Raw genomic sequence first — 24,819 nt, forward strand, 5'->3', positions numbered from 1 at the left:
TATATCCGATGATGAAGGGAGGCTGGCATCAGCCTCCCTTGCGGGCCGCGATGATACGGTCGAGAAGGTCGAGTAGCCACTCGCGCTCGCCTTCTTTCATGAAGCTGTCGAAGTTGTCTTCGCCCGCGGCGACCTTGCGGTTGAGCCGCTCGGTGAATTCCTTGCCCTTGTCGGTGAGGTAGAGGGCGTAGGAGCGCCGATCGTTCTTCGACTTGCGCCGTTCCACCACCTCCATGCTCTCCAGCTTGTCGATGGCCGCCACCATGGCGGAACGGTCCACGTCCAGGGCGGTGGAGACCGCCGACTGGGTCAGCCCGGGGTTGTGATAGATGATGGCGAGGATGCTGAACAGCCCGGGTGTGATGCCCTCCTGGGCGCAAGCCTCGAAGAACACGTCGAAGTAGACGAGCTGCGCCCGGCGTAGCTTGTAGCCGAGGCGGGACTGCAGCATGGAGTAATCGATACCGTTCTGGTCGTCGTTGCTCATAGGTTGGTCGGCCCTGAGGTTGGGTGAGCCACGAGGCGGCAAGCAGCAAACAGCCTATCGGATACCGGACGGCGAGGCCTATCACGGTCTCCAACTTTAGTCGTGCCTCGGCCGTGAGAATCGTCGCGGCGACACGGCGTTATGAGAGTAACTTTTTGATACTGAATGCTTATTTCGCCTTGCTTCGGTTCCCAAGAATAATGTTATGGCGGCAAAATGTTTGACATGCCAACAGTTTAAAAAAATACTGGACTCCATGTTACCAAGGCTCCCATGCCGAGGGTAGCGAGATGCCCCTTTCGATCCTGACAACGATCACAAACAGCAGGAGCGCCCATGTCTTCCTCCTTTCGCGATGTCCGCCTGGGCACTGCCACTGCCAAGCTGATCCTGCGCGATGATGGAACCCGACTTCTCACTGTCGAGGAACCCCTCGGCGACTACCCCGATACGCTGCTCGAGTGCCTGGAACGCTGGGCCGACGAGACGCCGGAGCGTACCTTCGTGGCGCGGCGCGACGGTGCCGGCGAGTGGCAGCGCCTGAGCTATGCCCAGACCCTGGCGCGGGTACGCCGCCTGGCGCAAGGGCTGCTGAACCACGGCCTGAGCGTCGAGCGGCCCCTGGCCATCCTCAGCGGTAATTCCATCGAGCACCTGCTGCTGTCGTTGGCGGCGATGTATGTGGGTATTCCCTTCGCCCCCGTCTCGCCGGCCTATTCGCTGGTCAGCCGCGACTACGGCAAGCTGCGCCATATCATCGAGCTGCTGACGCCGGGCCTGCTGATGGTCGACAAGGCGAAGGATTTCGCCCCCGCCCTGGCGGCGGTGCAGCCGGCCGACTGCGGCTGTGTGGCGGTAGAAGCCGAAGGCTTCCCCATGGGCACCTTCGACGAACTGCTGGATACCCCCGTGACCGCGGCGGTGGAGGAGGCCCGTGCGGCCGTCGGCCCCGATACCATTGTCAAGTTCCTGTTCACCTCCGGCTCCACCGGCATGCCCAAGGGCGTCATTAATACTCACCGCATGCTCTGCGCCAACCAGGAGATGCTGGCTTCGCTGATGCCCTTCATGCGCGACGAGCCACCGGTTCTGGTCGACTGGCTGCCGTGGAACCACACCTTCGGCGGCAACCATAACGTCGGCATCGTGCTTTACAACGGCGGCAGCCTCTATATCGACGACGGCCGCCCGGTGCCGGGCGAGTTCGAGAAGACCATCGCCAACCTGCGCGAGATCGCCCCCACGGTCTACTTCAACGTGCCCAAGGGTTTCGAGATCCTGGTGGACTACCTGAAGCGCGAGGATGCCCTGCGCGAGACCTTCTTCTCCCGGCTAAACCTGATGTTCTTCGCCGCGGCGGGGCTCTCCCAGCACATCTGGGACGAACTCGACCGCCTGGCCATCCAGACCCTGGGCTGCAAGGTGGGCATGCTGACCGGCCTGGGCGCCACCGAGACCGCGCCCTCGGCGATGTTCGCCTCGCTGGAGGAGTCCCGCTCCGGCGTGGTGGGCCTGCCGGCGCGCGGGGTGACGATCAAGCTGGTGCCCAACGGCGGCAAGCTCGAGTGCCGGGTGAAAGGGCCCAGCGTGATGCCGGGCTACTGGCGCCAGCCCGAGGTCACCGCCAGGAGCTTCGACGAGGAAGGCTTCTACTGCCTGGGCGATGCGGTCAAGTTCATCGACCCGGACGACCCCCAGCGCGGCATGCGCTTCGACGGGCGCATCTCCGAGGACTTCAAGCTCGACACCGGCACCTGGGTCAGCGTCGGGCCGCTGCGGGCGCGCATCATCGAAGCCGGTGCCCCCTATGTAAAGGATGTGGTGATCGCCGGGCTCGACCGGCCCTATGTGGCAGTCATGGTGTTCCCGGACCTGGAGAAGTGCCGTGAGCTGGCGGGGCTGGGCAGCGAAATCGATGCCGCCACGGTGCTGGCCAGCGAGCCGGTGCGCGAGCGGTTCTTGCAGATGCTGCGGGACCTGGACGCCCACTGCACCGGCAGCTCCACCCGGGTGCGGCGCCTGGTGCTGCTCGACGAGCCGCCGCGGCTGGACGCCCACGAGATTACCGACAAGGGCTCGATCAACCAGCGGGCCGTGCTCGATAACCGGGCCGCCATCGTCGAGGCGCTTTATCGCGAGCCACCGCCGCAGGGCGTGTTGCGGCTCGATTGAATGCCGCTTGTAGCGCTGCAATTTGCACACATCCCGTTCAAGCAAGTACAGGAGCTCTGCCTCGTCCCGAGGCGGAGCTCCTGTGCCTGGAACAATGCACGAGCCGGCGAGGCGAAGCCTATACCAAAGTCGGGTATCGAGATGTGTCGATGAGTGGACTATAATCGGAACTCAAATAGATGGTAAGCACCATTGTTGTCACTACAAACAAATACAAACCTTCGAGGTAGCCCCATGACACGTCGCACGCTCAAGACCCTTGCCGTTGTCGCTGCCGTCGGTAGCCTGGCGCTGGCCGGCCATGCCCACGCCCGTGAGATGCGCATGGCCCCCGGAGTGCCGCCGGCGCACCCCGCCTATGATCCGATGTTTACCGAGTTCGCCGAGCGTCTGGCCGAGAAGACCGGCGACGACTTGACGGGCAACCTGCTGGGGACCGAGGTGGCCAGCATCGGCAACATGCGCAACGCCATTCGCAGCGGACTGGTGGAGGTCGGTCTCTTCCTGCCGGCCTACTTTCCGGCCGACCTGCCCGAGATCAACCTGGTCGGAGACCTGGCTTTCCTGGGCACCAACCCCCATGCCATGGGGGCGGCGGTGACCGAGTACATCGTCACCTGTGACGAGTGCCAGGAGGAGCTCAAGGAGCTTGGCATCGTCTATACCAGCTCCCATGCCTCGGACCTCTACCGCATCCTGAGCACCGAGCCGGTACGAAACCTGGACGACCTTCAGGGGCTGCGCATGCGGGTGGGCGGCCCGCAGTACTCTCGCTGGGCCGAATCGGTGGGTGTCTCGCCATCTTCCATCCCGGTAGGGGAGACCTACGAGTCGCTCTCCCAGGGGGTGATCGAAGGCACCATCGCCTCCATTGCCGATATCATCTCCTTTCGTCTGGACGACGTGCTGAACTACGTGACCGATGTCGAGCTGGGCACGTTCCACAGCACCATTTCCCATGCGGTTGGCCAGCAGGCCTGGGGGTCGCTCTCAGCCGAGCAGCGTGAGGCCTTGATCCATGCCTCCGTCGAGGCGTCGGCCGCCATCACCCAGCGCTGGGGGTACGAGATGGCCGAAGAGGCCCGGGAGGTGGCGCAGGAGAGCGGCATCGAGATGCTGGAACCCGAGCCCGAGCTGCTGGAGGCCACCGAAGCCTTTCTCGAGGAGGACCTGGTCCATGCCGCGGAGCAGGCGGAAAGCCGCCACGGCGTAGAGGAGGCGGCAGCCAAGATCGAGCGCTTCCAGTCGCTGGTGGAAAAGTGGACCGCCATCGTCGAGGAAGCCGAGGAGGACCCGGATGCGGTGGCCGAGGCGATGAAGCGCGAAATCTGGAGTGAGGTCGACTTCTCTACCTACGGGACCTGACGTCGCCCGGAGCCTGTCGGTCTTGGCCGAGTTTCGTGGCTGGCCGGCATCAATTCGGACAGGCTCCTGAGCCCCAGGCCGGCAAGCCGGCTTCGAAACGCTCCCACGCCGGAGACTCGTGATGGATGTTCTCTACCGCCTCACCAATCGGGCTGCCGTCGGCCTGGCCCTGCTGGGAACGCTCGGCATCCTGCTGATGGTGATCCATATCACCCTGGACGTGCTGCTGCGCGCCACGCTGTCCGTGTCGATCCCGGCCACTGCGGAGCTGGTGACCCGCTATTACCTGATTACCCTGGCCCTTCTGCCGTTGGGCTGGGTGGAGTGGCGCCGGCAGATGATTGCCGTGGAGGCGCTGGAGGGGCTGATGAAGCCATGGCTGGTGCGCCTGTCCGACGTGCTGGTGTCGCTGCTTTCAGCCGGAGTCTATGCCGTGCTGGCCATTACCACCTGGAACAAGGCGATGGAGCAGTACGACATCGGCGCCTACGTGATGTCGCTGAATTTCCCCATGCCGGTCTGGCCGACCTACTTTGCCCTGCCCGTCGCGTTCGCCCTGGCGGCGGTGGTCTGTGTGGTGCGGCTGCCGTTCCTGGCCAGTGGGGCGGCTCCTCCCTCCAGCACGCCAGATGAAAGGTGATCTTAATGTCCGTTGACGTTGGCTTCTATGGCCTCGCCATCCTCATGCTGCTGCTGGCGCTAAGGGTACCGGTAGCGCTCTCGCTGGTCGTGGTCTCGCTGGGTGGCATGACGGTGATGCTAGGTTGGAATACCGCCATCGGGCAGCTTTCCTCGGCACCCTACGAGTTCATCGCCAAGTGGACGCTCAGCGCGGTGCCGATGTTCCTGTTGATGGGCTTCGTCTGCTATCACACCGGCCTTACCAACGGGCTCTTCAGTGCCGCCAAGGTGGTCTTTCGCTGGCTGCCCGGCGGGGTGGCGATCTCCAGCATCGTGGCCAGCTCAGGCTTTGCCGCGGTGAGCGGCTCGAGCGTGGCCTGTTCGGCCGCCATGGGCCGCATCGCCATTCCCGAGATGGTGCGGGGCGGCTACAAGCCGAGCTTCGCCTGCGGCACCATCGCCGCCGGCGGTACCATCGGCGCGCTGATCCCGCCCAGTATCCTGATGATCGTGTATGGCGTCTTCGCCCAGGTCTCGATCACGCAGGTATTCCTCGGGGGCATCACCATCGGCCTGCTGACGGCGCTGAGTTATAGCCTGGTGATCCTCCTGGTCAGCTGGTGGCGACCCGACATCGTACCGCGGGAGGCCGTGGGGGCCCGCGACATCACCGCCCGCCAGGCGCTGCTCGACATCTGGCCGGTGCTGGTGCTGGGCGTGCTGGTGTTCGGCGGCCTCTTCTCGGGGTTCTTCACCGCCACCGAGGCGGGGGCCGTGGGGGCCGCCGGGGCGATCCTCATCGGCTTGCTGCTCAGGCGCCTGAACGGCCGGGCGATGAAGGCCGCACTGCTCGAGACCCTTTCCACCACCTCGGCGCTGCTGATCATCGGCGTGGGGGCCAGCATGTTCACCCTGTTCCTGAGCCTGAGCGGCCTGGCCGGCTACATCACCGGGGCGGTGACCGGCTGGGAGCTCTCCTATCTCGAGCTGATGCTGGTGGTGGTGCTGATCTATCTCTTCCTGGGGCTGTTCATGGAGCCCTTCGGCGCCATGCTGGTGACCCTGCCGGTGCTGCTGCCGGTCTTCGAGCTGTATGACGTGAGCCTGATCTGGTTCGGCGTGCTGCTGGTGAAGCTGCTGGAGATCGGCATGATCACCCCGCCGGTGGGCATGAACATCTTCGTGATCAAGGGCGTGGCGGGCCAGTACGCCTCGCTGATGGACATCTTCCGCGGCGTGGCGACGTTCCTGGTGGCCGACATTGCCGTGGTGGCCCTGGTGGTCTTCTATCCCCAGATCGTGCTGGTACTGACCGGCGGCTGATTCACGAGCCCAGGATGGCTGTGCGGCCAATCGTCAGCCTTCCTTCGAGCTAAATAGTTTGTTTATAAAACAATATGTTTAAGTCTCAATCACAACCCCTCCCAAGGAGGCCGAGAGAGTGAACAAGGTCATCGACAGCAGCAGCGCGGCGGACCTGATTCGGGATGGCGACACCGTCATCTGGACCACTGCCGGCCTGTGCGGTTTCGCCGAGGCCGTGGCCACGGCGCTGGAGCGGCGCTTCCTTGAGACCGGCGCGCCCCGTGACCTCACCGTGGCGCATAGCTGCGGCTGCGGCGACGGCAAGACCCGCGGCATGAACCACCTGGGTCATGCCGGGCTGGTCAAGCGCTTGATCAGCGGCCACACCGGCCAGGCGCCGCGCATGGGCGAGCTGATCCGCGAGAACCGCCTCGAGGGTTACCTGCTGCCCCAGGGCGTGCTGGCCCATTTGTGGCGCCACATCGCCGGCAACAAGCCCGGTGTGCTCAGCAAGGTGGGGCTGGGTACCTTCGTCGATCCACGCCTCGAGGGTGGCAAGGCCAACGCGGCGGCCGTCGAGGACCTGGTCAAGCGGGTCGAACTCGAGGGCGAGGAGTGGCTTCTTTACCGCACCTTTCCGGTGGACGTGGCGGTGATTCGCGCCACCACCGCCGACGAGCGAGGCAACCTGAGCATGGAGCGCGAGGCGCTGTTCCTCGAGCAGCTCTCCATGGCCCAGGCGGCGAGGAACAGCGGCGGCATCGTCATCGCCCAGGTCGAGTACCTGGCCACCCAGGGCAGCCTGCACCCCAAGCAGGTCAAGGTGCCGGGCGACTTGGTCGACTACGTGGTGGTGGCCGAGCCCGAGCACCACATGCAGACCATCACCACCGGCTACAACCCGGCGCTGTCCGGCGACCTGAGGATGCCACTGGGCGGCATCAAGCCGCTGCCCCTGGACCCGCGCAAGGTGATCGCCCGGCGCGCCGCCATGGAGCTGGTGCCGGGCGGGGTGGTCAACCTCGGCATCGGCATGCCCGAAGGGGTCTCCAGCGTGGCGGCGGAGGAGGGCGTCAGCGACCTGATGACCCTGACCACCGAACTCGGCACCTACGGCGGCGTGCCCGCCAGCGGCGGCGACTTCGCCACCTCGTACAACGCCGAGGCGATCATCGACCACGGCTACCAGTTCGACTTCTACGACGGCGGCGGGCTGGACGTCTGCTTCCTCGGCCTGGCCCAGACCGACCACGAGGGCAACCTCAACGTCAGCAAGTTCGGCGACAAGGTGGTGGGGCCGGGCGGCTTCATCAACATCAGCCAGAGCGCCCGCAAGGTGGTGTTCTGCGGCACCTTCACCAACGGCGGCGAGCTGGCGATCGAGGGCGGCCGCCTCGCCATTCGCCAGGAGGGACACCGCCGCAAGTTCGTCCAGCGCGTCGACCAGATCACCTTCAGCGGCCGCTATGCCCAGCAGACCGGCAAGCCGGTGCTGTTCGTCACCGAGCGCTGCGTCTTCGAGCTGATCGACGGCGAAATCACCCTCACCGAGATCGCCCCGGGCCTCGACGTCGAACGCGACATCCTGGCGGCCATGGACTTCGTGCCGCGTATCGCCGCAGTGCTGCGCGAGATGCCGGAGGCGCTCTTCCAGCCCCAGTGGGGCGGCCTGCGCGAGCACCTGGCACGCGACTGAGCATCAGGAGATCAGACATGTTCAAGAACGCCTACATCCCCTACGGCGGCTACTACACGACCCCCTTCTGCAAGTGGATGGGCAGCCTGGCCAACGTCAACGCCATCGAACTGGGCGCGGCCACCAGCAAGCGCTGGTTCGCCAGCCGCGGCATCGACCCCACGCTCATCGACTACCTCTACCTGGGCGTGTCGGTGGGCCAGAAGTCGATCTTCTACGGCGCGCCCTGGGCCGCGGCCATGATGGGGGCCGGCCAGGCACCCGGCCAGAACGTCACCCAGGCCTGTGCCACCGCGACCACGGCGGTGTTCAATGCCGCCCTGGCGGTGGATGCCGGCAGCTTCGAGACCACCTACTGCCTGCTCGCCGACCGCCCCTCCAACGGCCCGCACACCATCTGGCCCAACCCCAACGGGCCGGGCGGCGAGGTGATCGCCGAGAACTGGAACATGGACAACATCGCCGCCGACCCGGCCACCGGCAAGGACATGCTGACCACCGCCGAGAACGTCGCGCGCGAGCATGGCTTCAGCCGCGAGCAGGCCGACGAGCTGACCCTGCGCCGTTACGAGCAGTATGCCGAGGCGCTGGCCAACGAGCGCGCCTTCCAGAGGCGCTACATGTTTCCCGTCGAAGTGGCGGTCTCGCGCAGGGAGACCAAGCGCGTCGAGGCCGACGAGGGGGTCACCGCGACCAGTGCCGAGGGCCTCGCCAGGCTGCGGGCGGTGCAGCCCGACGGCATTCACACCTACGGGGCCCAGACCCACCCGGCCGATGCCAACGCCGGCATCGTCGTCACCACCCGCGAGCGCGCCGCCGAGCTCAGCACCGATCCCCGACTGGCCGCCCAGGTGGTGGCCTACGGCCATGCCCGGACCAAGCCGGCCCACATGCCCATGGCGCCGGCCACCTCGGTCAAGCGTGCGCTCGACCGGGCGGGCCTGGGCCTCGACCAGATCAAGACGATCAAGAACCACACGCCCTTCATCGCCAACGACCTGCACCTGGCCAAGGCGCTGGGGCTCGACGCCCACACCTTCAACAACTACGGCACCTCGCTGGTCTACGGCCACCCCCAGGCGCCGACGCTGGCGCGCCTGCTGATCGAGGCCATCGAGGAGACCGCGCTGAAGGGCGGCGGCTACGCCCTGGTGACCGGCTGCGCGGCCGGCGATTCGGCTGCCGCGCTGATCGTCAAGGTGGGCTGAAAGCTCCCCCGGTCCTTCCACCCGGGAAAACCCGTCAAGGGAGTTGGCGGGGTGCAAGAGAGAACGCAAGGGAAGTGAGTCGCAAGCAGCAGATTTCGAACTAGAACAACACGGAGATGAACCATGAAGGTAACTGGAAAAAGGCTGGCCATGGCGGTAGCGCTTTCGACCGTTTCTGCACAGGCTTACGCCCTGGAGCTGGGTGAATTCGGCGGTGCGAATCTCAGCATCGGAGGCTATATCAAGGCGGAGGGAATCTTTACCGATCCGGATCAGGGAGACCGGAACTTCGATGCCAGCGCTCGCCAGTCGCGCATCAACTTCCAGGTCGACAAGGAGGTTCAGGGCCATAGCGTGACGGGCTTCATCGAGGGCGACTTCTGGGATAACGCGACGGATGAGACGGATACGAGCTATGCCATGCGCTTGCGCCACGCTTACATCCAGGTCGACGACTTGACCCTCGGGCAGACCTGGTCGGGCCAGTTCTTTGCCAACGCGCCATTCGACGTCGAGATCCTCGATTTCTACGGCACGGGGGTCGGCAGCGTTTCCGGTAGCGGCGCGGTCGTACGACCCGATATGGTGCTCCATTATACCCCGGGTGGGTTCCGCTTCAGCCTCCAGGACCCGATCTACCAGGATGCCGACTACCCGGACATGGTGGCGTCCTATACGCACCGCACCGAGTCGGGGCACGCCTTCAATGCCGGCGTCACCGGGCGGGAGGTCGAGACCGGCATCGACGATTCGGAATTCGGCGCCGCGTTCTCCCTGGCCGCTAAGCTCAACTTCGGTAATACCTCACTTGCCCTGAGCGGCTACACGGGCAAAGGCAACAACGTCTACTCCGGCTGGGGCTACAACGGTGCCACGAGTCCCGTCAGCATGCCCGCGAGCGGTGAGGTCAATGCCGACGGCGACCTGGTGAGCACGACCGGCTATACGGCGGGGGTGAGCCATCGCTTCAATGAGCAGTTCCGCGGCAACATTCGCTACGCCCAGGTGGAAGCGGACGAGGTGGCACCGACCGTTGCCGACGATACCCTCGAGATGATGAACGTCAACCTCATCTACACCTACCTGCCCAACCTGGAGTTCGGCATCGAGTGGCGCGACCGCAATGCGACGACGATGCCGCTGCGTCCGGGTGGACAGCAGGTGGAGTTGATGGCGATGTACAAGTTCTAGGGGAGCTTGTCGCCGGATCCTTCGCTCGGTTTCGATCGCTTGGCGAGGCGAATCATCGATACGTCGGTGATTCGCCTCTTTTCGTTGTGAGGACGGCGAAAGTTCCCTGGCGAGGCTTGGGGCAGCCTCAAGCGCAATCGCGGGTCTAGAGCGCTGCTGCTGGGAAGCGGCTCAGCACCCCCCCGGCATGGCGCAGGGTATGAGTGTGGGCATGGGCCTGGGGCGCCTGGGTGGCCATGTAGAAGCGGGCCAGTTCACTCAGCCCGGCCAGGTAGTCGTCGTCGCCATCGGCGCGGCGGGCCTCGGCGGCGAGCGCCAGGCGGGCCATCTGCCAGGCGCCGCAGGCGATGCCCAGCAGGTGCAGTAGCGGCACGGCGCCGGCGTAGAGCTCGGCGGTGTCGGCCTTGTGGGCCAGCAGCCAGTCCGCGGTTGCATCGAGCAGAGTGGCCTGGTCGTGGAGCGGCTGCGCCAGGTCGCCGAGCGTTGCATGAGCGTCGAGCTGCGTGGCGGTCTCACGGATGTCACCGATCAGCTCGCGCAGGGTGGCGGCGTCCTCACGCAGGATCTTGCGCCCCAGCAGGTCGTTGGCCTGGATGCCGGTGGTGCCCTCGTAGATGGTGGTGACGCGGGCATCGCGGAACAGCTGGGCGACCCCGGTCTCCTCGACGAAGCCCATGCCGCCGAACACCTGGATCGCCTCGTCGCACAGGTCATTGCCCACCTCGGTGCACCAGCCCTTGGCCACCGGCATCAGCAGGTCGATGTAGCGGCGATGCTTGTCGGCGACTTCGGCTTCGGGGTGGTGGCGGGCGAGGTCGAACCAGCCGGCGGCGGTGTAGAGCAGGCCACGCATGGCCATCAGCCGGGCACGCATCGAGACCAGCATGCGCTTGACGTCGGGGTGGGCGAGGATCGGCAGGCCGACTTCGCCGGTGACGATATCGCGCCCCTGAACGCGCTCGCGGGCATAGTTCAGGGCCGCCTGGTAGGCGCGCTCGCCCAGGGCCACGCCCTGAATGCCCACGTTGAAGCGGGCCTCGTTCATCATCACGAACATGGTGGCCAGGCCCTGGTGCGGCTTGCCTACCAGGTAGCCCAGGGCGCCGCCGTCGTCGCCGTAGCTCAGGGTGCAGGTGGGGCTGCCGTGGATGCCCATCTTGTGCTCGATGGCGATGCAGCGGATGTCGTTGCGCTGCCCCGGCTCGCCTTGATCATCCAGCAAATATTTGGGCACCAGGAACAGCGACAGCCCCTTGACCCCGGGCGGGGCGTCGGGCAGCCGGGCCAGCACCAGGTGCACGATGTTGGGGGTGAGCTCGTGTTCGCCGTAGGAGATGAAGATCTTCTGGCCGAACAGGCGGTAGGCGCCGCCGGGCTCGGGCTCGGCGCGCATGCGCGTGGCGGCCAGGTCGGAGCCGGCCTGGGGCTCGGTGAGGTTCATGGTGGCGGCCCACTCGCCGCTGACGATCTTTGCCAGCCAGGTGGCCTTCTGCGTCTCGCTGGCGGCGATCATCAGCGCCTCGGTCTGGCCCACGTTGAGCTGGGGCAGCATGGCGAAGGCCATGTTGCTGGCGAACCACATTTCCCATACCGGAGCGGAGGCCAGCTTGGGCAGCCCCTGGCCGCCGTGCTCCGGCGGCAGGGAGAGGCCGATCCAGCCGGCCTCGCGGAACCGGTCGTAAGCCGCCTGCCAGCCCTCGGGGGTGACCACTCGTTCGCCTTCCAGGCGACAGCCCTGGCGGTCGCCGACCGGGTTGAGGGGGGCGAGTACGCCGGCGGCGAACTTGCCGGCCTCCTCCAGCACGGCGCTGACAAGATCGGGCGAGGCGTCCTCGCCGCCGGGCAGCTCGCCGATCCGCTCGAGACCGGCCAGCTCTTCGAGGATGAACTGCATGTCGCGCAGCGGCGCCTGGTAATCGAGCATGGTGGCATTCTCACACTGGAATAGTGGCCGGGCGTGAAACGGAGAAGGCTGCCGTCACCTGTTCAATGGAGGCTTGAGTTTTCCCACTGGCCCGGCGAGATGAGCGCTGGGAACAAGCCGAAGCGAGGGTCTTTTGCCATGGGTGAGGAGCATGCTCCGAACGGGCTGGCCATGGATGGCCAGCCCTGGTCCTGCAAGTGGAGCAGGATGCGGGAGCGAAGCAAGGCAAAAGTAGCGCCCAGGGAAGGGTTCACAGCGCCCTCGCGGAGGCTTGTTGTCGGAAAAGCTCATCTCCTTCAGTGAGCTGTGGCAGAACGGACTACCTCGGAGCCATACGAATCGCCCCATCCACCCGAATGGTCTCCCCGTTGAGCATGGGGTTGTCGACGATATGGCAGGCCAGGCGCGCGAATTCGTCGGGCTCGCCCAGGCGGTTGGGGAAGGGAATGGACGCGGCCAGGGACTGCTGCGCCTCTTCCGGTAGCGCCTCCATCAGCGGGGTCTTGAACAGCCCCGGGGCGATGGTCATGACGCGGATGCCGTGGCGGGCCAGCTCGCGCGCGATGGGCAGGGTCATGGCGACGATGCCGCCCTTGGAGGCGGCATAGGCGGGCTGGCCGATCTGACCGTCGAAGGCCGCCACCGAGGCGGTGTTGATGATCACCCCGCGCTCGCCGTCGGCCTGGGGCTCGCCCTTGGCCATGGCGGCGGCGGCCAGGCGCAGCATGTTGAAGCTGCCCAGCAGGTTGATGTTGACGATGCGCGAGAAGGCTTCGAGCGGCAGGGGCTCGCCGTGGCGATCGACGACCTTGGCGGGGTCGCCGACCCCGGCGCAATTGATCAGCCCCTGGAGGCCGCCGAAGGACTCCACGGCCAGCGCCACCACGGCCTGGGCATCGGTCTCGCTGGTGACATCGGTGCGCCGGAACAGCGCGCGGTCGGTGGCGCTCCTGGCGTTCAGTTCGCTCGCCAGCGCCTCGCCGCGCTCGGCATTGAGATCAGCGATCACCACGTTGCCGCCGGCATCGTGCAGGGCGCGCGCGGTGGCCTCGCCAAGTCCCGAGGCACCGCCGGTGACGATGAAGGTATTGTCCTGAAATTTCATGGCAATTCTCCGAAGCTCTGAGTTTTTAGGAAAGCGCTGATTTATGTCGCGAGCGATGAGAGGTTGGCTGCCGCCGGCGCGCAGCAACCGGAGTTGACTGGGTGCTCAATGAGGATTGTGAGCACCGCCGGCGGCCAAGCTATCGAGCGCAGCAATAAATCAGCCTTTTCTCAGGTGCGTGGTCCCTGGCCCTTCTGCTTGAAGAAACTGCCGATACGTTCGGCCACCTCGGGGCTGGTCTGGGTCAGGGCGGCGGTCAGCGACTCGACGAACAGGCCGTCGTCGCTGGCCATGTTGTCGATGCGCGAGATGGCGGAGACCATGGCCCAGTTGGCCATGGGCGCGTTCTCGGCGATGCGGGAGGCCAGCTGACGGGCCTTGTCGAGGCTCTCGCCGTCGCCGACCACATAGTGGGAAAGTCCGAGGCGCTGGCCCTCCTCGGCTGCCATGACGCGGCCGGTCAGCATCATCTCGCACAGGCGGCCGGCGCCGATGATGCCGGCGACTCGCACCGAAGCGCCGCCGCCGACGAAGATGCCGTGGCGCCCCTCGGGCAGTTGGTAAACGGTACTGCTCTCGGCGACCCTCACATGGGTGGCGCTGGCCAGCTCCAGGCCGCCCCCGATCACCGCGCCCTGCATGGCGGTGATCACCGGGAGGCCGCCGTGCTGCAACCGATCGAAGATGCGATGCCAGCTACGGGAGTGCTGCACCACGCCGAAGGGCTCGCGATGCTGGTGTTCTGCCAGGTCGAGGCCGGAACAGAAGTGCTTGCCTTCGGCGGCGAGGATGATGACCCGGGTCTCCTTGGGGATGGCACTCAGTGCCTCTTCCAGGGAGGCGAGCAGGCGGTCGCTGATGGCGTTACGCTTCTCGGGCCGCGCCAGGGTGATGGTGTAGATGGTGTCGTCCAGAGTCGTCTTGACGAGTGTTTCGGTCATGAGGGCCTCGGCAGTCGTTCGGCAGGCTGAGCGCTTGTTGTTAACAAATACTGTTGTGAGTATAAACAGTATTGGTGCCGCCGCACTACCCCCCAAGGGGTCATTTGTCGAAAACGATCTCCCGGGACGATTGCCGGCGCTGCCGCGGCAGGCCGGGGGGAACGAAAACGGCGGCCCGAAGGCCGCCGCTGGAAGGTAGGGATGACGAATCAGGCGCTGCACTCGTCCCGCAGGGCCATGGCGGCTTCGTAGATCCCGCCGGCCTCGCCGCCTACTTCCTCCAGGTAGCCGTCAATGGTTTCCTGCAGTACCGGTCCCCACTCGGAATGCTCGAGCGCGTCGTCGATGACCAGGAATTCATGCCCGGCTTCCTCGGCGTCCTCGCGCCCCTGACGAATCAACTCGTCGTAGACTTCCGCGGCGCGCAGCGACCACTCCATGCCGCTGTGATCGTCGATCACCTGCTGCAAGTCCTCGGGCAGGCTGTCGTAGGTGCGCTGGTTCATGGTGGCGAACAGCGACAGGTCGTAGAGCGGCACCTCGGTGTGGTAGCCGGCCAGCTCGTTGAGGCGGAAGGTCTTCATGCCCTCCCAATTGAAGCTCAGCCCGTCCACCACGCCGCGTTGCATGGCGGTGAACACGTCCGGTGCCGGCATGCCCACGGCCTGGGCGCCGAGACGGGTGAACATGTCGCCCACCACCGGCGTGGGGCGGCGCAGGCGCAGGCCCTCCAGGTCATCGGGGGCTTCGATCAGGCGCTCGCGGGTATGCAGGTAGCCCGGCCCGGTGGTGAACATGAACAGCGGCCGGCTGTCGTCGTACTCCTCGGCGAAGTGGCCCTGCTCGTAGAGCGACTGCAGGATGCAGGAGCCCTGGCGGCTGCTGGCCGAGACGCCCGGCAGCTCGACCACCTGGGTCAGGGGGAAGCGCCCGGCGGTATAGCCCTGGGCCGAGGCGCCGATGTCGGCGACACCGCTGGCGGTGCTTTCGTAGGTCTTGTCGGACTTGGCCAGGGTCTGGCTGGGGTAGACCTCCACCTTTAGCCGGCCGTCGGAGGCCGCTTCGACGCTCTCCGCCCAGGCCTGGAACAGCTCGCGGTCGATCAGCGAGCCGCCGGGCCAGACGTGGGCGATGCGCAGGGTGGTCGCCTCGGCCAGGGCCGGCGTGGCCAGGAGAGCGGCGGCCAGGATACCGGCCAGGACGCCGGGCATGGGGGTCGCGGGCAGGGTCTTGCTCGAAGTCATGGGGATTCCTCTTGTCGTTATGTTGTTGAAGCGCTTACAGGTCCAGCACCAGTACCTTGCTTTTCGCGCGTGAGCAGCAGGGGGTGAACTGGTCGTTGGCGGCATGCTCGTCATCGTCCAGGTAGAGATCCCGGTGATCGGGTTCGCCCTCCAGCACCCGGGTCAGGCAGGTGCCGCAGACCCCCTGCTCGCAGGAGACCATGATGTCGATGCCGTTCTCGGTCAGTACCTGGTACACCGTCTTGTCGGCGGGCACGGTGAAGCTGGCGCCGCTGCTGGCGATCCTGACCTCGAAGCTGTCGTCGTCCGCGGTGTCGGCCACGGCACCGGTGAAGTACTCGGTGTGCAGCCGTTCGCCGGGCCATCCGCTGGCCTTGGCTGTCGACAGTACCGCGTCGATGAAGCCGGTGGGACCGCAGACGTAGACGCGGGTGTCGGGCTCCGGCGTTGCCAGCAGGGTTTCCAGGTCCAGCCTCTGTTCCGCCGTGCCGTCGTCGAAGTGGAAGTGCACCCGCTCGGCGAAGCCGGAAGCGGCGATGCGCTGGCGAAAGGCGGTGCGCTGCAGGGAGCGCGTGCAGTAGTGCAGTTCGAAGTCGGCCTCGGTGCGGGCCAGGCGCTCGGCCATGCACAGCAGCGGCGTGATGCCGATGCCGCCGGCCAGCAGCAGGGTGCGCCCGGCGGGCTTGAGCGGGAAGTGGTTCTTGGGCGCGCTGACCTGGACCAGGTCGCCCACCTGGATCTCCTCGTGCATGGCCAGCGAGCCGCCACGGGAGGCGGGGTCGCGCAGCACGCCGATCAGGTAGCGATCGCGTTCCTCCGGGTGGTTGCACAGCGAATACTGGCGAATGAGGTCCTCCTTCACTCGCACGTCGATATGCGCGCCGGCGCTGAACGCCGGCAGCGGCCGGCCGTGGGGGTCGGCCAGCTCGAAGGTGACGATATCCTCGGCCTCGTCGTGGCGCGCCTTGACCTCGACGATCAGCGACAGGGGCGTGCTGCTCATGCCGAAGTCTCCTCGCTGCGTTCCCGCTCCTCGGCGAGTATCCGGTCGATGATGCGCCGCGCCTGGACGCCGCCGCCGTCGATGTTGAGCTTGAGCAACTGGCGGTCGGGATAGCGCAACAGGTTGCGCTGCTGGGCTTCGAGCATCTCCAGGTCCTCGGCGAAGATCTTGCCCTGGCCTTCGCGGATCTTGGCGGTGAGCTCGGCGTCCTCGGGCTTGAAGTTGCGCGCCATGCCCCAGAAGTACCAGATCGAGGTGTCGGTCTCGGGGGTAATGAAGTCCACCACGATGCTCGACGCCTTGACCGCCGCCGGGGCGTCGTAGCCGCCGTTTCCGGCATGGGCCACGCCGACCTCGATATGGACATGGCTCGGCGGGGTGAAGCGACAGATCTGCCAGCGGTCCACCGGGACGTCGTCGGCCAGGCCGCAGCCGCGCAGGGCCGCCTGCCAGAACGGCGGTGCCGGGATGTTCTCCATGTGCCGGCTGGTGATCACCTCGTCGCCGTCGACACGGGTCTCGGGGGCGGCTTCCTCGATCTCCGGCTGGCCGATGCTCGAGGCGTGCACGTAGGTCTCATGGGTCAGGTCCATGAGGTTGTCGATCATCAGGCGGTACTCGCAGTGGATATGATAGAGACCGCCGCCAAAGGCCCAGTCGGGACTGTCGGCCCACTGCAGCTCGGGGATCAGGCTCGGGTCGGCCTTGTCCGGGTCGCCCGGCCAGAGCCATACGAAGCCGTGGCGTTCCACCACCGGGTAGGCGCGGATGCTGGGAAAGCCGCGCACCCGCTGGCCCGGCATGCCGGCGCACTTGCCGTCGCAGCCCATCTCGAGGCCGTGGTAGCCGCACACCAGCTTGCCGTCGCGCACGAAGCCCAGCGAGAGCGGGGCACCGCGGTGGGGGCAGAAGTCCTCCACGGCGGCCACGCGGCCCTCGTCGCCGCGGAAGAAGACGATCGGCTCGTTGCAGATGGTGCGTCCCAGCGGCTTGTCTGCCAGTTCGTCCGGGGTGCAGGCGACGTACCAGGTATTCCTGGGAAAGGGGGCTTGGAGTGTCACGGCGCTCTCCTCGGGGTCTCGGGTTCCTGCTCTCGACATGGAACCGCCTTACCCTCTCGGGTCGGAAATGTTATGTTTGGATCCAAAGTAGAGACCTGAGGCATGCAATCGGTCAACTTATGCTTTAGTTGGATCCATTCCTTTGCGTGGCGGGAATCGCAGAGACAACGGGGAGCACCTGTGAGCAACACCGACAAGAGCGTGGTGAGCCGGCTGCGCAAGCTGATCGGCGAGGGAGCCTACGGGCCGGGCGAGCGTCTCGGCGAGGTGGCCGTATCGGAGCAGTTGGGCGTCTCACGGACGCCGGTGCGGCTGGCCTTTCGCACGCTGGAGCAGGAGGGGCTGCTGCAGCGGGCCGGCAAGCGCGGCTTCATGGTGCGGGAGTTCACCGAGGCCGACGTGCTCTGCGCCGTGGAGGTGCGCGGGGTGCTGGAGGGGCTGGCGGCGCGGCGCGTGGCCGAGCAGGGCCTGTCCGCCGCGCTGGAGGCCGAGCTGTTGGTTTGGATCCAAAAGGGGCGTGAGCTGCTGGCCAAAGGCTACCTGGAGGAGCGCGACGTCGATGTCTGGAGCGAGCTCAACCGTCACTTTCACGAAACCATCGTCGGTTCGGCCGGCAGCCCGGTGATCGGCGACGCCATCGCCCGCAACAACCATCTGCCCTTCGCCGCGGCCGACTCCATCGTCATCGACAGTGAGGCGCTGGATCGGGAGTATCGCAAGCTTCAACTGGCCCAGACCCAGCACGAGCTGGTGGTCCAGGCGCTGCGCCATGGCGAGGGCGCCCGCGCCGAGATGCTGATGCGCGAGCACGCCTTCATCGGCCTGCGCTACGGGGAGCTTTTCGGGCTGGGGGGCTAAGCTGACCCGTGGGTCACGACGAGGTCCTGGGTGCCCAACGGCCGTGGGGGGTAGGCGCAGGTCAGTCATAGCCACGAAAAGTCCAAGAAGGCGTGCCGATAGTCCTGGAAAGTGGCGGCTACTTGGCAGCTACCGCCCGGGAGGGGCAAAAATCCAGGCATCATAGACTAATGTCGATTATCGGGACCTCCGGGAGTGGGTTAGCTTAGCTATTTATACGAACGTTAATTCGTATAGCGAACAAGCGATATGTCCATTATAACGATCTCCCGGAGGACTCCCATGAAACGCTTGCTGACTCGCTGCCTGCTGGCGGCATCCATCGCCAGCGTCACCGCTGCCTCGGCGCAAGCCGCGACCACCCTGCGCATGGCCCACTTCTGGCCGGGAGCCTCGGGCATCAACGAGGACATCTTCGAGGCCTGGGCGGCCACCATCGAGGAGGAGTCGGGCGGGGAGCTCGAGGTCGAGATGTTCCCCTCCGGCACCCTGGCCAAGCCCGACGCCATCTACGAGGCGGTGGAGAACGGCATCGCCGACATCGGCGCCACTGCCCAGGGCTACACCGCCGGACGCTTCCCGCTGTCGCAGGTCGTCGAGCTGCCGGGGGTGGCGACCACCGCGCCCCAGGGCGCCTGCGTGCTGCAGACCCTGTTCGACGAGGGCCACCTCGACAGCGAGTACGAAGACACCCGCCCACTGTTCATGTTCACCACCGGGCCGGGCTACATCCACACCCTCGACACCGACGTGCAGACGCCGGCCGACCTGGAAGGGCTGCGCATCCGACGTCCCACCGCGGTGGCCGGGGATATCCTCGAGAACATGGGCGCCAACCCCACCGGCATGCCGGCGCCGGACATCTACACCGCCATGCAGCGCGGCGTGCTGGACGGCCTCAGCTTCCCCTGGGAGGGCATGAAGGTATTCCGCCTCAACGAGCTGGCCGAGTACCACACCCAGGTGCCGTTCTACACCCTGATCTTCGTCGCCACCATGAGCCAGCGTACCTATGACAGCCTGAGCCCGGAGCAGCAGGAGGTCATCGACGCCAACTCCGGCATGCGCTGGGCCGAGAAGGCCGGCGAGGTCTTCCACGCCCTGGACGAGGCGGGCAAGCAGGAGGCCGAGGAGGCTGGCCACACCATCCGCGTCGTCGACAATCCCCTCGAGAACGATGAGTGGAGTGCGCCGCTGCAGCAGGGCATCGACGACTATCTCGCCGAGCTCGAGGAACGCGGCCTGCCGGGCCAGGAGGTCTACGAGGCGGCGCTGGCGGCCAGTGAGGCTTGCGCTACCGGCCAGGAGTAAGCGCTTATGCAACTCGCCCTGGAAAGGGCCAGCCACTGGCTGGCCCTCGCCTGCCGTTTCGTCGCCGGCGTTGCGCTGGCGGCGATGCTGGCGGTGACGATCGCCGATGTCGGCACCCGCTATCTGGCACGCGCCACCGAGGGGGTCGTGTCGCTGCGCGTCAGCGGCAGCGTCGAGCTGGTCAGCTACCTGATGCTCTGCGCACTGCTGGCTGCCATGGCGGCCAACGTGGAGAAGAGCCAGGTGGTGGTCGAGGCCTTCTCCCACGGGCTGCCCCAAGGCCTGAAGAATCGCCTGCACGGGGTCTACCTGCTCGGCTTCGCGGGCCTGGGGCTGGTGCTCTTCATCGGCCTGCTCGACTCGGCCACCGCGGCCGCCCGCCATGGCGAGGTCACCCAGGACCTGCGCCTGCCGATGGGGCCCATCTACACGGTGGCCGCCGGCCTGAGCCTGCTGCTGGGGCTGCGCAGTCTGCTGAATGCCATACTCAGCGCCGTCTTCGGCGCCGAAGGGGAGGTCTCCCATGGGGAGTGAAACGATCGGTGCCCTGGGCCTTGGCCTGCTGCTGCTGCTGATGGTCCTGAGGGTGCCGGTGGCGTTGACCATGCTGATCGTCGGCGTGGTCGGGTTCGCCCAGATCGTCAGCTGGGGGGCGGCCATCGCCCAGCTCAAGACCGTGCCCGTCGAGGTGCTCTCGAACTACAGTTTCAGCGCCGTGCCGATGTTCATCCTGATGGGGGTACTGGCGGCACACTCCGGCATGGCCGGCAAGCTGTTCCACTCCACCCGGGTGATCTGCGGCGGCTGGAAGGGCGGCCTGGCGATCGCCGCCGTGGGTTCCTGCGGCGTCTTCTCGGCGATCTCCGGCTCCTCGCTGGCCACCGCCAGCACCATGACCCGGGTCGCCCTGCCGGAGATGGAGCGCTACGGCTACCACCGGGGGCTGGCCACCGGGGCGCTGGCCGCCGGCGGCACGCTCGGCATCATGATTCCACCGAGTATCGCCCTGCTGATCTACGCCATCCTCACCGAGCAGTCGGTGGGCGACATGTTCATGGCCGGGCTGGTGCCGGGGCTGATGGGGCTGGTCATGTACGCGCTCACGGTCAGCGTGGTGATGCGCCTCAGGCCCTCGCTGGCCGTGGCCGGCGAACCCACCGGCCTGAAGGAGAAACTGGCCTCCCTGGGTGGCCTGGTGCCCTTCTTCGCCGTGTTCCTGGTCATGATCCTGGGCATCTACTTCGGTGCCTTCACGCCCACCGAGGGGGCCAGCGTCGGCGCCTTCGCCACGCTGCTCTACGCCTGCTACAAGGGCATGCGGCTGGCCGGGCTGTGGCAGAGCGTGCAGGAGACCCTGGCGCTCTCCGCGGTGGTCTTCTTCATGCTGGTCGGTGCCGAGATGCTGGGCTACTTCATCTCGGTGTCGCGCATCTCGTTCACCATCACCGATCTGCTCGGGGGCATGGACCTGACGCCCTTCGCCGTGGTGCTGTGCATCCTGCTGCTCTACTTCGTGCTCGGCATGTTCATGGATTCCATCGCCATGCTGGTGATCACCGTGCCAGTGGTGTTCCCGATCATCCAGGCGCTGGGCATCGACCCGGTGTGGTTCGGCATCATCACCGTGCTGACCGTCGAGCTGGGCCTGATCACGCCGCCGGTGGGCATGAACGTCTTCGTCATCAAGGCGATGGCGCCCCACGTGGGGCTGGGCGAGATCTTTCGCGGCGTGGCGCCCTTCATCGTCTCCGATCTCCTGCGCCTGAGCCTGCTGCTCGCCTTCCCGATCCTGTCCCTGTGGATGCTTTAGCCGCGGGCACGGCTCACCTGCTCGGTGTGCCGTGCCCGGCGCCCGCGCGCCCATGCTGCCGCAGCCGGAAGTCGCGCGGCGAGAGCCCGGTGTTGCGCTTGAAGAAGCGGGTGAAGTAGGCCGGCTCGGAGAAGCCGAGGCTGTCGGCGACCTGGCTGATGGTCATGTTGGTGTAGGTGAGCTGGCGCTTGGCCTCCAGCAGCAGGCGCTCATGCAGCAGCTGCAGCGCGCTGCGGTCGGCCAGGCGGCGGCACAGCGCGTTGAGGTGGGCGCTGCTCATGCCGAGCTGCTCGGCGAAGCGCTCGACGCTGGGCTGCTGGCGATACTGCGCCTCGATCAGCGCCTGGAAGCTCGCCAGATGCTCGTGCCCGCGGTCGCGCTGGCGTACTCCCGGGGCGCTGCCGGACAAGCCGTGAGGTTCGGCCAGCCGCGCCAGCGCGACCGTCAGGGCCTCGATCAGCGCGCCCAGCATGTGGTCGCGCCCCGCTGCGGGCTGGCGATACTCGGCGTCGATCTCGGCCACCAGGGTGGCCAGGCGTCGCGCCTGCGATGGCAGCTTCAGGAGGTGATATTCGGCGTGCCGCAGCACCTGGGCCTGTGCTCCGAGCCGCTGGCCCAGCTGTTCGGCCAGCGGCTGCGCCAGGGTGACGATGTGCCCCTCGATATCCTCCGAAAAACGAAAGCCGTGGATGGACAGCGCCGGCACCACGATCGCCAGCGGCCCCCGCAGGGCGTGCCGGGTGCCCTCCAGCTCCAGTTCGACCTGGCCGCTGGCGACATGCAGCACGTGCACCAGATCGGCATGCCGGTGGGGGCGGATGTGCCAGTCGTGCAGCCGGCTGCGCTCGGGGATCGACTCGCAGTGCAGCAGGTCCGGCGTCGGCCAGTGGCGGGTTTCGCCGTAGAGCTTGAAAACGGGGACGGCAGTCTCCGAGACGGGCTGCATGTGGCGCCTCCTCGATGGCGAGTACGACCAAAGTCGATTGTCGATGCCTAAAATGTCCAAGTGTTGATGTCGATCATGCCTTAAAACTCGGCCTTGTTCATTGAAAAATGCAACTCATGTCATCCCCGACGAGACGATGAGGCCTTTCCCATGAAGACCCAGGTAGCCATCATCGGTGCCGGTCCCTCCGGGCTGCTGCTCGGCCAGCTGCTCAGCCGCCAAGGCATCGACAACGTGATTCTCGAACGCAAGAGCGGCGACTACGTGCTCAGCCGCATCCGCGCCGGCGTGCTGGAGCAGGGCATGGTCGACCTGCTGCGCGAGGCCGGTGTCGACGCGCGCATGGACGAGGAGGGCCTGCCTCACGACGGCGTCGAGCTGGCCTTCGACAACCGCCGGGTACGGGTCGACCTGGCCGGGCTGACCGGCGGCAAGACGGTGATGGTCTACGGCCAGACCGAGGTCACCCGCGACCTGATGGAGGCCCGCGAGGCGATTGGCGGCACCACCGTCTACGAAGCCGCCAACGTCCGGCCCCACGCTCTCGACACCGACTCGCCCTATCTCACCTACGAGAAGGATGGCGAGACCGTGCGCCTCGACTGCGACTACGTGGCCGGCTGCGACGGCTTTCACGGGGTGTCGCGCCAGTCGATCCCGGCGGACCGCATCAAGGCATTCGAGAAGATCTATCCGTTCGGCTGGCTGGGCCTGCTGGCGGATACGCCGCCGGTCTCGGACGAGCTGATCTATGCTCGCCACGAGCGCGGCTTCGCCCTGTGCAGCATGCGCTCGCCGACACGCAGCCGCTACTACGTGCAGGTGCCGCTCGACGAGAAGGTCGAGGAGTGGTCCGACGAGCGCTTCTGGGAGGAGCTCAAGCGTCGCCTGCCCGAAGAGGTCGCCGCCAAGCTGGTCACCGGCCCTTCGATCGAGAAGAGCATCGCCCCGCTGCGCAGCTTCGTGGTCGAGCCGATGCAGTACGGCAAGCTGTTCCTGGTCGGCGACGCCGCCCACATCGTGCCGCCCACCGGCGCCAAGGGCCTCAACCTGGCGGCGAGCGACGTCAACACGCTCTACCGGCTGATGGTCAAGGTCTACCACGAGGGCCGCACCGATCTGATCCCCAACTACTCACGGACCTGCCTCAAGCGCATCTGGAAGGCCGAGCGCTTCTCCTGGTGGATGACCTCGCTGCTGCACAAGTTCTCCGACGAGGAGGATTTCGAGACCCGCATGCAGCAGGCCGAGCTCGACTACCTCGCCTCGTCACAAGCGGGCCTCAAGACCATCGCCGAGAATTACGTCGGGCTGCCCTACGAGTCGCTGGAATAGGGCTGCCGTCCCAAGCTTCCTCCTTGCCCGGGTCCCGGTGGTTGGCCCGGGCTTTTTCATGGCAGAAGCCGACTGCCAGGCTAAGACTAAGGTCGGGTTTGGGACGCCGCCTGAAACACAGTACTCTCGCTGACAGTGCGAATATATGTACGCTTGGCGAACAATTGGACCGACTACAATGAGGTGGCGTGATGACTAGCTTATGGAAAACGGCATGCCTGGCCGCATGCAGCGGTGGTCTGGCTCTGGCAGTGTCCGTATCGACGGCCCAGGCCGATGAGTGGCCGACCGACGACGTCCGTCTCGTCGTCCCCTATGCCCCGGGCGGCACCACCGACGTGCTCTCGCGCCGCGTCGCCGACCTGCTGCAGGAGGAACTGGACACCAACGTGGTGGTGGAGAACCGGCCGGGCGCGGGCTCCACGGTGGCCACCGGCCGCCTGGCGCGCGGTGGCCGCGACGCCGATCACACCATCCTGATGGCCTCCCCTGGCCACACCATCGGCGCGGCGATCTATCCCGACCTGGCCTACGATCCGGTCGAGGACTTCGTCTTCCTGCAGAACCTGATCGATATCCCCAACGTGATGGTAGTGCCGGCGGACAGCCCCTACGATAGCGTGGAGGAGTTCGTCGAGGCGGCCAAGCAGGAAAACATGACGTTCAGCCATAGCGGGGTGGGCAGTTCGATCCACATGTCGGGCGAGCTGTTCAAGACCCTGACCGAGACCAACATGACGGCCGTGCCGTTCGCCGGCAGCGGCGCGGCGCTGCCGGCCCTGCTGGGCGGCGACGTCGACGTGTCGTTCGAGAACATGCCGACCGTGCTGTCGCACATCAACTCCGGCGACCTGAAGGCCCTGGCCGTCACCTCCGCCGAGCGTTCCGAGCACCTGCCGGACGTGCCGACGCTGAGCGAAGTCGGCGACCATAATCTGGATCAGTTCGTCACTACCGCCTGGTTCGGCCTGATCGCCCACGAATCCTTCCCGCAGGAGGCGCAGGACGCCATGCGCGAGGCCCTCGATACCGTGATGCAGCGCGAGGAGTTCCTCGACTTCGCCGAGCAGCTGGGCGCCGAGCCCGGCCAGGTCGCCGGCGAGGAGTTCAAGCAGTTCATCGCCGAGGAGGTGGAGCGCTGGCAGGACGTCGCCGACCAGGCGGATATCAGCCAGTAACGCCTTGACTGTTCCAACCAGCGGTGAGGCGAGGGCGATGTCCTCGCCTCACCTGTTT

At 66.3% G+C, this 24,819-nt stretch carries 20 protein-coding genes and 1 pseudogene; 13 read left to right on the top strand and 8 right to left on the bottom strand.

Going from position 1 to position 24,819, the window contains the following annotated elements:
* Positions 1–28 precede the first annotated feature (28 nt).
* Positions 29–487, bottom strand: coding sequence for a MarR family winged helix-turn-helix transcriptional regulator (locus tag DIS04_RS17115; protein ID WP_111414999.1), 459 nt, complete (start codon positions 485–487; stop codon positions 29–31).
* Positions 488–820: 333 nt separating this feature from the next.
* Between DIS04_RS17115 and DIS04_RS17120 the strand changes: the two are divergent.
* From DIS04_RS17120 to DIS04_RS17150, 7 genes and pseudogenes are all read left to right on the top strand, one after another.
* Positions 821–2,659, top strand: a pseudogene (locus DIS04_RS17120) (feruloyl-CoA synthase); the annotation flags it as partial.
* Between the two features lie 234 nt (positions 2,660–2,893).
* On the top strand, positions 2,894–4,024 hold the full coding sequence (gene dctP / locus DIS04_RS17125) for a TRAP transporter substrate-binding protein DctP (protein ID WP_111415001.1): 1,131 nt from the start codon (positions 2,894–2,896) through the stop codon (positions 4,022–4,024).
* A 121-nt stretch (positions 4,025–4,145) separates the two neighbouring features.
* Positions 4,146–4,664, top strand: coding sequence for a TRAP transporter small permease (locus DIS04_RS17130; protein WP_111415002.1), 519 nt, complete (start codon positions 4,146–4,148; stop codon positions 4,662–4,664).
* A 5-nt stretch (positions 4,665–4,669) separates the two neighbouring features.
* On the top strand, positions 4,670–5,968 hold the full coding sequence (locus DIS04_RS17135; RefSeq protein WP_111415003.1) for a TRAP transporter large permease: 1,299 nt from the start codon (positions 4,670–4,672) through the stop codon (positions 5,966–5,968).
* A 118-nt stretch (positions 5,969–6,086) separates the two neighbouring features.
* Positions 6,087–7,646, top strand: coding sequence for an acyl CoA:acetate/3-ketoacid CoA transferase (locus tag DIS04_RS17140; RefSeq protein WP_111415004.1), 1,560 nt, complete (start codon positions 6,087–6,089; stop codon positions 7,644–7,646).
* A 17-nt stretch (positions 7,647–7,663) separates the two neighbouring features.
* Complete coding sequence (locus DIS04_RS17145; protein WP_111415005.1) at positions 7,664–8,854, top strand: thiolase family protein; 1,191 nt, start codon at positions 7,664–7,666, stop codon at positions 8,852–8,854.
* A gap of 123 nt (positions 8,855–8,977) precedes the next feature.
* Positions 8,978–10,045 carry a hypothetical protein gene (locus DIS04_RS17150; protein ID WP_111415006.1) on the top strand — a complete coding sequence of 356 codons (1,068 nt, stop codon included), beginning with the start codon at positions 8,978–8,980 and terminating at the stop codon, positions 10,043–10,045.
* 145 nt (positions 10,046–10,190) lie between these two features.
* On the opposite strand, the gene DIS04_RS17155 is transcribed toward DIS04_RS17150, so the two are convergent.
* The 6 genes from DIS04_RS17155 to DIS04_RS17180 form a co-directional block, all read right to left on the bottom strand.
* On the bottom strand, positions 10,191–11,969 hold the full coding sequence (locus DIS04_RS17155; RefSeq protein WP_111415007.1) for an acyl-CoA dehydrogenase: 1,779 nt from the start codon (positions 11,967–11,969) through the stop codon (positions 10,191–10,193).
* Positions 11,970–12,288: 319 nt separating this feature from the next.
* Positions 12,289–13,074 (bottom strand): 3-hydroxyacyl-CoA dehydrogenase, encoded by a 786-nt coding sequence (locus DIS04_RS17160; protein ID WP_111415008.1) that lies wholly within the window; start codon positions 13,072–13,074, stop codon positions 12,289–12,291.
* A gap of 170 nt (positions 13,075–13,244) precedes the next feature.
* Positions 13,245–14,015: a crotonase/enoyl-CoA hydratase family protein gene (locus DIS04_RS17165; RefSeq protein WP_111415009.1), complete on the bottom strand. Its 771-nt coding sequence runs from the start codon at positions 14,013–14,015 to the stop codon at positions 13,245–13,247.
* Positions 14,016–14,224: 209 nt separating this feature from the next.
* On the bottom strand, positions 14,225–15,226 hold the full coding sequence (locus tag DIS04_RS17170; protein ID WP_111415047.1) for a TRAP transporter substrate-binding protein: 1,002 nt from the start codon (positions 15,224–15,226) through the stop codon (positions 14,225–14,227).
* 67 nt (positions 15,227–15,293) lie between these two features.
* The gene (locus DIS04_RS17175) at positions 15,294–16,262 is read right to left on the bottom strand and encodes a PDR/VanB family oxidoreductase (RefSeq protein WP_111415010.1); all 969 of its coding nucleotides are present in this window, start codon (positions 16,260–16,262) and stop codon (positions 15,294–15,296) included.
* The gene (locus DIS04_RS17180) at positions 16,259–17,323 is read right to left on the bottom strand and encodes an aromatic ring-hydroxylating dioxygenase subunit alpha (RefSeq protein ID WP_245904592.1); all 1,065 of its coding nucleotides are present in this window, start codon (positions 17,321–17,323) and stop codon (positions 16,259–16,261) included. The genes DIS04_RS17175 and DIS04_RS17180 overlap by 4 nt, the downstream gene beginning before the upstream one ends.
* Before the next feature lie 180 nt (positions 17,324–17,503).
* Here DIS04_RS17180 and DIS04_RS17185 point away from each other — a divergent pair, with 180 nt between their 5' ends.
* The 4 genes from DIS04_RS17185 to DIS04_RS17200 all read left to right on the top strand — a co-directional run bounded on the left by DIS04_RS17185 (position 17,504) and on the right by DIS04_RS17200 (position 21,302).
* Positions 17,504–18,181 carry a GntR family transcriptional regulator gene (locus DIS04_RS17185; protein ID WP_111415012.1) on the top strand — a complete coding sequence of 226 codons (678 nt, stop codon included), beginning with the start codon at positions 17,504–17,506 and terminating at the stop codon, positions 18,179–18,181.
* A 282-nt stretch (positions 18,182–18,463) separates the two neighbouring features.
* The gene (locus DIS04_RS17190) at positions 18,464–19,492 is read left to right on the top strand and encodes a TRAP transporter substrate-binding protein (protein ID WP_111415013.1); all 1,029 of its coding nucleotides are present in this window, start codon (positions 18,464–18,466) and stop codon (positions 19,490–19,492) included.
* Between the two features lie 6 nt (positions 19,493–19,498).
* A complete protein-coding gene (locus DIS04_RS17195) occupies positions 19,499–20,026 on the top strand; it encodes a TRAP transporter small permease (protein ID WP_111415014.1) in 528 nt (175 codons plus the stop codon).
* Entirely contained in the window at positions 20,016–21,302 is a 1,287-nt protein-coding gene (locus DIS04_RS17200) for a TRAP transporter large permease (protein ID WP_111415015.1), read from the top strand. Before DIS04_RS17195 ends, DIS04_RS17200 begins: the two co-directional genes overlap by 11 nt.
* 13 nt (positions 21,303–21,315) lie before the next feature.
* Here DIS04_RS17200 and DIS04_RS17205 read toward each other — a convergent pair whose 3' ends face one another.
* On the bottom strand, positions 21,316–22,248 hold the full coding sequence (locus DIS04_RS17205; RefSeq protein ID WP_111415016.1) for a helix-turn-helix domain-containing protein: 933 nt from the start codon (positions 22,246–22,248) through the stop codon (positions 21,316–21,318).
* Positions 22,249–22,398: 150 nt separating this feature from the next.
* On the opposite strand from DIS04_RS17205, the gene pobA reads away from it, so the two are divergent.
* Both pobA and DIS04_RS17215 read left to right on the top strand, forming a co-directional pair.
* Positions 22,399–23,583: a 4-hydroxybenzoate 3-monooxygenase gene (gene pobA / locus DIS04_RS17210; protein WP_111415017.1), complete on the top strand. Its 1,185-nt coding sequence runs from the start codon at positions 22,399–22,401 to the stop codon at positions 23,581–23,583.
* A 191-nt stretch (positions 23,584–23,774) separates the two neighbouring features.
* Positions 23,775–24,761, top strand: coding sequence for a tripartite tricarboxylate transporter substrate-binding protein (locus tag DIS04_RS17215; RefSeq protein ID WP_111415018.1), 987 nt, complete (start codon positions 23,775–23,777; stop codon positions 24,759–24,761).
* Positions 24,762–24,819: the final 58 nt, after the last annotated feature.

The organism is Billgrantia lactosivorans (genome assembly GCF_003254665.1).
In the GTDB taxonomy this organism is placed as follows: domain Bacteria; phylum Pseudomonadota; class Gammaproteobacteria; order Pseudomonadales; family Halomonadaceae; genus Halomonas; species Halomonas lactosivorans.